The organism is Pseudolysinimonas sp., from assembly GCF_044239695.1.
Classification (GTDB): Bacteria; Actinomycetota; Actinomycetes; order Actinomycetales; family Microbacteriaceae; genus Pseudolysinimonas_A.
The window spans coordinates 1-10,749 of the sequence record NZ_JBIIAW010000095.1 but is presented as its reverse complement, the minus strand read 5'-3'; the positions used below and the strand labels follow the sequence as shown (position 1 = coordinate 10,749).

General features: G+C 71.1%; 10 protein-coding genes and 1 pseudogene. 5 read left to right on the top strand and 6 right to left on the bottom strand.

Features of this window, described 5'->3' with window-relative positions; all coding sequences use genetic code 11:
- A pseudogene (locus ACILQS_RS13015) lies at positions 1 to 204 on the bottom strand (1,4-dihydroxy-2-naphthoate prenyltransferase); the annotation flags it as partial.
- A 35-nt stretch (positions 205 to 239) separates the two neighbouring features.
- Here ACILQS_RS13015 and ACILQS_RS13010 point away from each other — a divergent pair.
- Complete coding sequence (locus ACILQS_RS13010) at positions 240 to 1,415, top strand: glycoside hydrolase family 3 N-terminal domain-containing protein (RefSeq protein ID WP_395640557.1); 1,176 nt, start codon at positions 240 to 242, stop codon at positions 1,413 to 1,415.
- Here ACILQS_RS13010 and ACILQS_RS13005 read toward each other — a convergent pair.
- The 3 genes from ACILQS_RS13005 to ACILQS_RS12995 form a co-directional block, all read right to left on the bottom strand.
- A complete protein-coding gene (locus ACILQS_RS13005) occupies positions 1,412 to 2,473 on the bottom strand; it encodes a winged helix DNA-binding domain-containing protein (RefSeq protein WP_395640556.1) in 1,062 nt (353 codons plus the stop codon). The two genes, ACILQS_RS13010 and ACILQS_RS13005, sit on opposite strands and share 4 nt — an antisense overlap.
- 73 nt (positions 2,474 to 2,546) lie before the next feature.
- A complete protein-coding gene (locus tag ACILQS_RS13000) occupies positions 2,547 to 2,867 on the bottom strand; it encodes a hypothetical protein (protein ID WP_395640555.1) in 321 nt (106 codons plus the stop codon).
- Between the two features lie 217 nt (positions 2,868 to 3,084).
- Positions 3,085 to 4,065: an App1 family protein gene (locus ACILQS_RS12995; protein ID WP_395640554.1), complete on the bottom strand. Its 981-nt coding sequence runs from the start codon at positions 4,063 to 4,065 to the stop codon at positions 3,085 to 3,087.
- A gap of 112 nt (positions 4,066 to 4,177) precedes the next feature.
- Here ACILQS_RS12995 and ACILQS_RS12990 point away from each other — a divergent pair, with 112 nt between their 5' ends.
- Entirely contained in the window at positions 4,178 to 4,831 is a 654-nt protein-coding gene (locus ACILQS_RS12990; protein ID WP_395640553.1) for a TetR/AcrR family transcriptional regulator, read from the top strand.
- A gap of 12 nt (positions 4,832 to 4,843) precedes the next feature.
- Here the strand turns inward: ACILQS_RS12990 and ACILQS_RS12985 are convergent, their stop codons facing one another.
- Both ACILQS_RS12985 and ACILQS_RS12980 read right to left on the bottom strand, forming a co-directional pair.
- Positions 4,844 to 5,512, bottom strand: a complete 669-nt coding sequence (locus ACILQS_RS12985; protein ID WP_395640552.1) for a DedA family protein — start codon at positions 5,510 to 5,512, stop codon at positions 4,844 to 4,846.
- The gene (locus tag ACILQS_RS12980; protein ID WP_395640551.1) at positions 5,509 to 6,297 is read right to left on the bottom strand and encodes an aminotransferase class IV; all 789 of its coding nucleotides are present in this window, start codon (positions 6,295 to 6,297) and stop codon (positions 5,509 to 5,511) included. The genes ACILQS_RS12985 and ACILQS_RS12980 overlap by 4 nt, the downstream gene beginning before the upstream one ends.
- An 11-nt stretch (positions 6,298 to 6,308) precedes the next feature.
- Here ACILQS_RS12980 and ACILQS_RS12975 point away from each other — a divergent pair, with 11 nt between their 5' ends.
- The 3 genes from ACILQS_RS12975 to ACILQS_RS12965 form a co-directional block, all read left to right on the top strand.
- Positions 6,309 to 7,664, top strand: a complete 1,356-nt coding sequence (locus tag ACILQS_RS12975) for an anthranilate synthase component I family protein (RefSeq protein WP_395640550.1) — start codon at positions 6,309 to 6,311, stop codon at positions 7,662 to 7,664.
- Between the two features lie 111 nt (positions 7,665 to 7,775).
- On the top strand, positions 7,776 to 10,334 hold the full coding sequence (gene leuS, locus ACILQS_RS12970; RefSeq protein WP_395640549.1) for a leucine--tRNA ligase: 2,559 nt from the start codon (positions 7,776 to 7,778) through the stop codon (positions 10,332 to 10,334).
- 222 nt (positions 10,335 to 10,556) lie between these two features.
- Positions 10,557 to 10,749, top strand: a 193-nt coding sequence (locus ACILQS_RS12965; protein ID WP_395640548.1) for a hypothetical protein, incomplete at its 3' end; no start/stop codon positions are given.

Sequence of the window (10,749 nt, the reverse complement as noted above, 5' to 3'; positions counted from 1 at the left end):
GCGGCCGGCCGCGCGGTCGCGGGCGGCGTCGATCCAGTCGTTGGAGAGGCCGATCGACAGCTGGTTGAACGCCATCGTCGCTCCGAGCAGGGCGACGCGCCAGGGTTCGAGTCCGACCGCGACGCCGAGCAGCACCGTGATGATCGTCACGCCGACGGTCGGTCCCGGATGCGACGAACGCAGCAAGGCTCCCAGCATCCGCATGAGACCTCAGCGTAGGCGGACGCTAGAGTCCCGTCATGGCACGACGACGCGCGGGTGCGGTGGTGGTCGTGCTCGCCGGCCTGCTCGCCGGCTGCGCGTCGCCTCCCGCCGCGAGCGGCCCGCCCGAGCCGTGGGCGGCTGCCGAAACGGCGGCGGTGGACCCGCTCGACGCGCACGTCGACGCGCGGCTGGCGGCCATGACGCTCGAGCAGAAGATCGCGAGCTTGCTGATGGTGCACGTGCCGGGGGTCGACGCCGGGCCGCTCCGCGCGACGATCGACGCGACCGGCGTCGCCGGGGTCATCTACATGGGCGACAACGTGGCTTCGGCGGAGCAGCTCGCCGCGACCACGGCGGCGCTGAGCGCCGACGCCGGGCTGCCGGTGCTCACCGCGATCGACCAGGAGGGTGGCGTCGTGCGGCGGCTGCCCGACTCCGGTCCGGGCGCCTCGACCCTGCGCGCCCAGGATCCGGCAGCGACGCTCGCGGCCTTCCAGGCGCGGGCGGCTCTCGTCGCCGCCGGCGGGGTGGCCATCAACTTCGGGATCGTCGCCGACGTCACCGGGGATCGGCGTTCGTTCATCTACTCGCGCACGCTGGGGAACGACGCCGCGTCGGCGGCCCCGCGGGTCGCCGCGGCCGTCGAGGGGGAGAGCGGCACCGTCTTCTCGACGCTCAAGCACTTCCCGGGGCACGGCTCGGTGGCGGGGGACTCGCATTCGAGCGTGCCGACGACCGGGATGAGCATCGAGGACTGGCGGGCGACGCAGGCACCGCCGTTCCGAGCGGGCATCGACGCCGGTGCGGAGTTCGTGATGCTCGGCCACTTGCGCTACAGCGCGGTCGACGCGGCGCCGGCGACGCTGTCGGGGGCGTGGGTCGCCATCCTGCGCGATGAGCTGGGCTTCGACGGCATCATCGTGACCGACGACATGAACATGCTCGAGGATTCGGGCGAAGACGCGTACGCGGATCCGGCGGCGAACGCGGTCGCGGCGATCGCAGCCGGCGTCACCCTGCTGCTCTACGTGCAGGGCGTCGACGTCGCGGGGATCGTCGCTGCGGTGGCGGCCGCGGTGAACGACGGGCGCATCCCGATGGCGACGATCGACGACGCCGCCCGCCGCCTGCTGGAGCTGCGGCGGGAGATGTCGGGGCTGACCGGTCCGTACCTGCACTGCGGCGAGGCGTGCCGGCCGCTCGTGAGCTAGAGCAGCGGCACGCCCAGGTAGTCGGCGTACTCGCGGGCCGCCCGGTCGACGCCACGCTGTGCGGGCGAGGAGAGCACATGCCAGGGGTCCGTCGTCAGCGCGACGCCCTTCGGGGTGACCGTGCGCCGCCAGGTGCCGACGATCTGCCCGTCGACGACGATCGTCGCGAGGAACATCCCGTTGCCGCCGGGCACGACGTCGGTGAGCGGGCGTCCGGCGAGCGGCGCGCTGCGGTCGGCGTACCCGAGCAGGTACTCGTCGAACCCAGGCAGGAGATGGATGCCGGCCGTCGCCTCCTCGAGCCCGGGGCGCATCCGGTAGGTGACGCCGTCGATCTCGACGCGGTCGAACTCGTCGTCGACGCGCGCGATCGCGGCGCGGACATCCGTGAGCGTCAGGCCGGTCCACCAGGCGAGGTCGCGATCGGTGGCCGGTCCGCGGGCGGTGAGGAAGCGTCGCGCGATCTCAGCCAGCGCCGCGTCGCGATCGAGGTGCCGCGGGTCGCGGACGTGATCGTCGAGCAGTGTCCAGGTGTTCTGGCCGCAAAGTACCGCGACGCCGCTCTGCGCGAGGCGCACGAGCAGGTGCGCCCCGCGTTGCCCCGCGACGCTCAGCCCCTCCTCCTCGAAGGCGTTCAGGAGCTCCCGGCGCTCGAGCCGACCGCCGCCGTGCAGCCGCTCGCGGGCGATCCGCTCGGCCCGGTCGAAGTCGGCGGCGTCGAGGTCGAGCTGCCGGTGCCGACCGGCGGTCTTCGCGAGCTCGCGGTCGGCGGTGAGGGCGAGCATCCAGCCGAGGTCGGCGGCTTCGACGACGTGCAGGGTCGAGCGGAACGGCCATGAGCGCACGAGGTCGCCGGCCGCCTGAGCGGCTTCGACCACGGCGACGGTGGCGCCGGGGGTGCGCAGCGCGATCGACCAGAGCGCGCCGGCGTAGTCCTGCCCCTGAAGGGCCAGCAGGTGCCGCACGGCGGCGACCGGTGAGGATGCCGAGGGCCGGGCGATGCCGAGTGCCGTGAGCCGCAGCGCGGTGAGGCGACGGCGTGCGGGCGTGAAAGTCACCCGCTCAGTATGGGCGGGGAAGGTCTCGACATGAGCCTTCGGCGCTACTCGACCACCGAGGTCGAGACCCGGGTCAGTCGACGGGGAGCGTCGGAAGCTGCAGGTCGTCGTCGGAGGAGACGACGTAGGTGGGGCCGCTCTGCTCGGGCGCCGCCTGCGCGGAGGTGGGCGAGACGGCGACGACGCCGCCGATGGCGATCGTCACGACACCGAGGCCGAGGCCGGCGGTGGCGAGACCGCGCAGAACCGTGAGGCGGGCGCTGCGGTGCATCCCGAAGAGCATGAGGCCGAGGGCGACGAGAGCGGTGACGCCGGCGGCGACGATGACGGCGGCGAAGAGGCCGGCGTCGGGCGCGGCGGCGGTGAGCGCGGTGTGAGTGAGCACAGCGGACATGCTGGGCCGTTCCTCTCGGGGGAGATCGGAACCGCTAGGTCGGGGGAGACCGTCGGCCTGGGGGAGGCCGGGTTTGCGGGGGATTTCAGACTGCGGGTGCGTGCCGTCCTGTCCGCACAATGGGGGACCGGGCAACTCCAACGAAATTACCGCCGGGCGACGGAGGAGGTCAAGGATGCCGCGCCCCCGTCTTCGGGGGCCCGGGGCTCCCGTGGTATCAGAGCACGCCGAGGTCGCGCAGTTGGCTGCTCAACCCGGCGCCGTCCGGGGCGTACACCCAGTCGGCGGTGTCCTCCTCGTCGGGCGAGGAGGTGCGTCCGCCCGCGAGCACCGCCTCGCCGGGGGTCAGCTGCCGGATCGCGATCGCTCGCACGTGCTCGGGATACCGCCGCGCGAAGTCGCCGTAGATGCTCACGTCGTGCTGGCCGTCGTCGCCGATGAGCAGCCAGCGGATGCCGGGGAACTCCGCCGCGAGCCGCTCCAAACTGATGCGCTTGTGCTCCGGCCCGCTCCGGAACCAGTGCTCCTTGGTCGGACCCCAGTCGGTGAGCAGCAGCGCGCCCCGCGGGTACAGGTTGCGGCTGAGGAAGCGCGTGAGGGTCGGCACGACATTCCACGCGCCGGTGGACAGGTAGACGACCGGGGATTCGGGATGCGCCGTCGTCAGTCGCTCGTAGAGCACCGCCATCCCGGCCACCGGGGTGCGCGCGTGCTCGTTGAGCACGAACGTGTTCCAGGCGGCGAGGAACGGACGTGGGAGCGCGGTCACCATCACGGTGTCGTCGATGTCGGAGACGACGCCGAACGTCGCCGACTCGTCGACGACGAACACCCGGAGTTCGACGGTGCCGCCGCCGGCGACCGAGAGTTGCACACTCGACCAGCCCGGCCGCAGGTCGACCTCGACGCGGGCGTCGATCACCCCGCCGCGATCGGCGCTCACCATGCCGCTGGCCATGCCGGCCGTCACGGTGATCTCGGCATCCCGAACCGGCACGGATGTGAAGCTGCGCCAGCCGCGCACGCTCTGGAAGCGGTCACCGGTCGCGGGCTCGGGCTTGCGCAGCACGACCCGTCCGAGCACGCGGATCCAGCCGTCGCCGCCGTAGCCGACGAACGGCACGATCGTCGGCACGCGACCCGCCTGCCGGGCCCATCGCTCGCGCAGCGAGTGGATCCCGTCGCCCACACCGGTCACGAGTCGAAGTGCCGGTCCCGCCATATCTCCCAGTGTGTCACGGGGCAGAACTCAGGATTGCTCGACACTGCGGGTCTAGACTCCGAAGCGGATCAGGACGAGGAGAACCCGCATGGCACAGACCCAGATGGAGACTCCGCGGCTCGAGGGATCCGCGGTCATCCGAAACGAACCGGTACAGGCCCGTAGTGCTGCCCGCCTGACCGCCCTGCTCGACGCCGCGGCTCACGTCGTGCACGAGATCGGCTACGAGCGACTCACCACCGCGATGGTCGCCGATCGCGCGGGGGCGTCGATCGGCACCGTCTACCGCTACTTCCCGGATCGCATCGCCGTGCTGCAGAGCCTCGCGGCCCGCAACGGCGAGCGCACGATCGACCGGGCGCTCGCCGAGATCGCGAACCCGGCCCACCCGAACTGGTTCATCGCGCTCGGCAACGTCTTCGACTCGCTGAAGGCGGCCTTCCGCGACGAGCCCGGGTTCGCGTCGCTCCGCTACGGCGACGTGCTCGACCTGCGTCCCGCCACCGGCCGCCCCGCGATGCAGGGCTTCGCCGACCGGCTCTTCGACGCGCTCGTGACCCGTTTCGACATCGACGGCTCCGACGCCGCCCGCTCGGCGTTCTCCGCCGTGGTGGTGACGACGGATGCCCTCATGGCGCGGGCGTTCGCGCAGAACCCGGCGGGCGACGAGACGTTCCTGCTCGCCGGCGTCGCGACGGCTTCGGCGCTCATGTCGCCGTACTGGGAGACCCCCGCCGCCTGACCGTGCGCCGGTTCACTCCGGCGTGTTCGTATCGCCGTCGCCGGGGCGGTCCCAGTGCCGCGCCTCGCGCCGCTCGAGCAGCTTCTTGCCGACGAGCACGGCGATGACGAACAGCACGATCGCGCCGACGAACAGGTACCCCGCGAAGTGCAGTGACGCCGCGAGCTCCCGGTAGGACCCGGCGGCGACCGACCCGAAGGTGACGTAGGCGAGCGCCCAGAGCACGCACGCGGGCGCCGTCCAGCGGATGAAGCGGCTGTACGACATGTTGCTCATCCCGACGGTGACGGGCACGAGGGAGTGCAGCACGGGCAGGAACCGCGACACGAACACGGCGATCCCGCCGCGCCGGTCGACGTAGTTCGCGGCGCGCTCCCAGTTTTTCTCACCGATGCGCTGCCCGAGCCGGGACGCCCGGATGCGCGGCCCGAAGAAGCGGCCGAGCAGGAAGCCGACGCTCTCGCCGCCGAGAGCCCCGAGGATGACGGCGGCGAGCAGCCCGACGTACTGTACGGGTCCATCGACGGCGGTGGCCGCGACGAGCACGATCGTGTCGCCGGGAACGACGAGCCCGACGAGCAGCGAGGTCTCGAGGAAGATGCCGCCGCCGGCGAGCAGGGTGCGGGCGAGCGGATCGACGCTGCGCACCAGGTCGAGGATCCAGAGCAGCGCGTCGTTCATGGGGCGGCCTCGGGGAGGGGGCGTCGCAGGGCGTCGAGACGGCGGCGCCAGGCATCCAGTCGTCCCGGCTCTTCGGCGACGCTCGGCCCGCCTACCCACGACGTGACGATGCGGATGCCGTGCAGCGCGTTGAGTGCCCACACCTCGCAGCCGTCGAGATCGTCGAGGCGCGCATCCTCACGCAGGATGTCGACGCCGAGCGCCGTCGCGAGCGCGAGCACCGACCGTAGGGTGACGCTGTCGATGCGGGCGATGTCGTCGGACGGGATCGCCAGCGCGTCGCCGCGCCACCACGCCAGACAGGTCGTCGAGCCCTCGGCGACGAAGCCCTCCGAGGTGAGGATGACTGCCTCCTGAGCGCCGACGGACTGCACCTGCGTGCGCAGCCGCACCATGTCTTCGAGGTCGGGCCCCTTCACACGCGGCGCGGTGCGCGGGTCGCGGCCGGTGTAGGTCGCGAGCACCACCGACCGATTCCGTTCCGGGGCCGATCGCAGCCGGAACAGCAGTTGCAACCGGGACGACTGGGTGCGCAGCTCCACGCGGGGGAACCAGTGGCCGGTGCGGGGGATCGCGGCGATCGCGGCCTCCCAGAACTCCTCCGCGTCGACGTGCGGCGGCACATCGCGGAGGAACCGCGACCGGTGCAGGTCGAGGGCGAGTACCGAACCCTCGGCGACCAACCACGAGTCGGCGACGTCGATCGACGCGGGCACGACGTCGCAGTCATCCCGGGGAGTGAGAACGCCACCCTGCCAGAGGAAGGTCGTGGCAACGCCGCTCATAGGATCAGGCTATGCGTCGCCGACTGCTGCGCCACACTCTGGCGGGCGGAATCACTCCCGAGGATGCCTTCGTCGTTCTCGCGGCTGACCCTTCGACGGGCTCAGGGACCGGCGGTGACGTCTTCTGGCTCGACAGCGGGCGCCACGGGGTGCACGTGCTGGGCTCCGGCACGCGCATCCTGCCGGAACGCGGCGCGGTCATCGAGACACTGAAGAGCGAGCTCGACCGCGAGCCGATCGAGCTGTACCGCGCATATCCGGGCTTCGACGGGTTCCGCCTCGGGGTCGTCGGCTGGGTGGGCTACGAAGTGCGGGAGGAGACCACCGGGGTGCCGGTGACGCGACGCTCCCGGCATCCCGAGTCGGCGTTCCTGCGGGTCGACCGGGCGCTCGCGATCGACGTCGAGAACGGCACCGCCGACCTGCTCGCGCTCGGCGACGACTGGACCGGCGAGCTCGCCGCCTGGCGCGACGACCTCGTCGCCCGCCTGCAGAGTCCGCCGCCGCGGCCGCCCCGCCCGTCGTCGGAGGCGACCGTGCGCTGGCGCGACGACGAGCCGACCTATCTCGCCAACGTGCGGGCCTGCCTCGACGCCATCCGTGAGGGGGAGACCTACCAGATCTGCCTCACCACGACGGCGGAGGTCGACGGCACCTTCGACGACGTCGCTTCCTACCTCGCGCTGCGCACGGCCTCCTCGTCGCACCACGGCGGCTTCCTCCGCATCGCCGGCACCTCGCTGCTCTCCGCGTCGCCCGAGCGCTTCCTCGAGGTCGACGCCGAGGGACTCGTGCGCACCCGCCCGATCAAGGGCACCCGCCCGCGCGCCAGCATCCACATCGCCGACGAGGAACTCGCCAACGAACTCTGGGAGAGCGAGAAGGAGCGCGCCGAGAACGTCATGATCGTCGACCTCATGCGCAACGACCTGTCGCGGGTGTGCGAACTCGGGTCGGTCGCGGTGACGAGTCTGCTCGCGGTGGAGAGCTACCCCGCGGTGCACCAGCTCGTCTCCGAGGTGGAGGGCCGCCTCAAGCCCGGACTCACCGCCGTGGATGCCCTCGCCGCCTGCTTCCCCGCCGGGTCGATGACGGGGGCGCCGAAGATCCGGGCGACGCAGATCCTCGATCGGCTGGAGTCGGGCCCGCGCGGGATCTACGCGGGAACGTTCGGGTTCTTCGGCTACGACGGGCAGGCCGACCTCGCGATGGTCATCCGCACGATCGTGATGGATGCCGACGGCGCCTCGATCGGCGCCGGCGGTGGTATCACCACCCTCTCCGACCCCGACGAGGAGTACGCCGAGATGCGGCTCAAGGCGCGCGCGCCCCTCGCGGCCCTCGGCCTTCGTCTTTCCGCGGGTTGAGTGCCGCGCGCAGCGCGGTGTATCGAAACCAGGAACGACTTGCCCCTCCTGGGCGTTGACTACGCTGGACGGGGCCTTCGCAAGGCCCGTCGCGACGGATAGAGGCAATACGTGCAGCAGGACAACAACCCCGACTACGACCCGGCCACCGACTACGACATCGACCGCATTCAGGCGAAGTGGCTCGCCCGGTGGGCGGAGACGAAGCCGTTCGAGACGGCCGGCGTGCCCGACTCCAAGCCGCGCAAGTACATCCTCGACATGTTCCCGTACCCGTCGGGCGACCTGCACATGGGGCACGCCGAAGCGTTCGCGTTCGGCGACATCGTCGCCCGCTACTGGCGGCAGCAGGGCTTCAACGTGCTGCACCCGATCGGCTGGGACTCCTTCGGGCTGCCCGCCGAGAACGCCGCCATCAAGCGCGGCGTCGACCCGCGCGAATGGACCTACGCGAACATCGCGCAGCAGAAGGCATCCTTCATCAAGTACGGCGCCAGTTTCGACTGGAGCCGCGAACTGCACACGTCCGACCCCGAGTACTACCAGTGGAACCAGTGGCTGTTCCTGAAGCTCTACGAGAAGGGCCTCGCCTACCGCAAGGACTCCTGGGTCAACTGGGACCCGGTGGATCAGACCGTGCTCGCCAACGAGCAGGTGCTGCCCGACGGCACCTCGGAGCGCTCCGGCGCCGTCGTCGTGAAGAAGAAGCTGACGCAGTGGTACTTCAAGATCACCGACTACGCCGACCGGCTGCTGGATGACCTCAAGCAGCTCGAGGGGTCGTGGCCGAGCAAGGTCATCGCGATGCAGCGCAACTGGATCGGGCGCTCCACCGGCGCCGAGGTCGAGTTCGAGGTCGAAGGCCGTGAGGAGCGCATCCCGGTCTTCACGACCCGCCCCGACACGCTGTTCGGCGCGACGTTCATGGTCGTCGCCCCCGACTCCGACCTCGCCGCCGAACTCGTCGCCGACGCGTCTCCCGAGGTGAAGGCGGCGTTCGCCGAATACCTCGAGCAGGTGCAGCGCACCACCGAGGTGGAGCGGCAGGATGCAGGCCGCCCGAAGACCGGCGTCTTCCTCGACCGGTTCGCGGTCAACCCCGTCAACGGGGAGCGGCTGCCGATCTGGGCCGCCGACTACGTGCTCGCCGACTACGGCCACGGCGCGATCATGGCCGTGCCCGCGCACGACCAGCGCGACCTCGACTTCGCGATCAAGTTCGACCTGCCGGTGCGGGTCGTCATCGACACGAACGCCCCGGTGACCGGCTCGATCCCGATCATCACCCCCGAGATGCTCGAGTCGGGCGACATCCCCGCGCTCGACCCGAAGAGCACCGGCGAGGCGCTGCACGGCGACGGCCGGCTGATCAACTCCGGGTCGCTCGACGGACTGAGCAAGGCCAACGGCATGCTCAAGATGATCGAACTGCTCGGGCAGAAGGGCGTCGGGCGGGCCGCGAAGACCTACCGTCTGCGCGACTGGCTGATCTCCCGGCAGCGGTTCTGGGGCACCCCGATCCCGATCCTGCACGCCGAGGACGGGTCGCTGCACCCGGTACCGGAAGACCAGCTGCCGGTGCGCCTGCCGTCGACCGAGGGGCTCGACCTCAAGCCGAAGGGCTCCTCGCCGCTCGGCGCGGCCACCGACTGGGTCGAGACCACGCTGCCCGACGGGCGGCCCGCGCGCCGCGACCCCGACACGATGGACACCTTCGTCGACTCGTCGTGGTACTTCCTGCGATTCCTCGCGCCGAACGACGCCACGAAGGCGTTCGACCCGGCGGATGCCGCCAAGTGGGCACCCATCGACCAGTACGTCGGCGGGGTCGAGCACGCCATCCTGCACCTGCTGTACGCCCGCTTCATCACCAAGGTGCTGTTCGACCTCGGCTACCTCGACTTCACCGAGCCGTTCAGCGCCGTGCTCAACCAGGGCATGGTGCTCATGGACGGCGCCAAGATGTCGAAGTCGAAGGGCAACCTCGTCGAGTTCGCGAGCGAGCTGAACTCGTACGGCGCCGACGCGCTGCGCCTCACGATGGCGTTCGCCGGGCCGCCCGAAGACGACATCGACTGGGCGGATGTCTCGCCCACCGGCTCCGCGAAGTTCCTGGCGCGCGCCTGGCGGATCTCCGGCGAAGTGACCACGGCGCCCGAGGTCGAGTGGAAGGGCGGCGACAAGGCTCTGCGCCGTGCCACCCACCAGTTGCTCGCCGACGCCCCCGGGCTGCTCGAGGCGTTCAAGTTCAACGTCGTCGTCGCGCGACTGATGGAACTGGTCAACCTCATCCGCAAGACCATCGACGCGGGTCCCGGCGCCGGTGACCCGGCGGTGCGCGAGTCGATCGAGATCGTCGCGATCGTGCTGTCGCTGTTCGCGCCGTTCACCGCCGAAGACATGTGGGAACGCCTCGGCTACGAAGGCAGCGTGGCGTTCGCCGGGCTGCGCAAGCCCGACCCGACGCTGCTCGTCGCCGACCAGGTGACCGCGGTCATCCAGGTCGACGGCAAGGTACGCGACCGCATCGAGGTCTCGCCGACGATCGACTCGGGTGACCTCGAGGCGCTCGCGCGTTCCTCCGAGGCCGTGCTGCGCACGATCGGGGACCGCGAGATCGCGAACGTCATCGTGCGCGCTCCTCGGGTCGTGAACATCGCGACCCGCTGACCTCGCGGGTTGAGTGCCCGCCGTAGGCGGGTGTATCGAAACCCCCACTGCTGGCCATTTGCCCGAAATGGCCCCTTCGCTCGCGTTGAAGGGGCCATTTCGGGCAAACAGCCTCGCTTCCCGACCGGGGCTGCCGTCCTCCCCCGCACCGGCAGGGGCACATCATCCCGCGATCCTCCGCCGGCGTGTGGGCGGGTGGGCGCCCTTTCGTAGCGTCGCGGGGTGAGCGCGACTCCCGGACCCGACCCGCGCCGCGCCCGTGTGAGACGGGTGGCGGGAGTCGCGCTCACCCTGGTGCTCGGCGGGCTCGGCATCGCCGTGTTCGTGACCGCCGTCACCCCTCACGGGTCGTCGACGGTGATCGCGCCCGATGATCCCGCCGAGGTGTCGTCGGCGCCGATCGCGTCCGAGATCT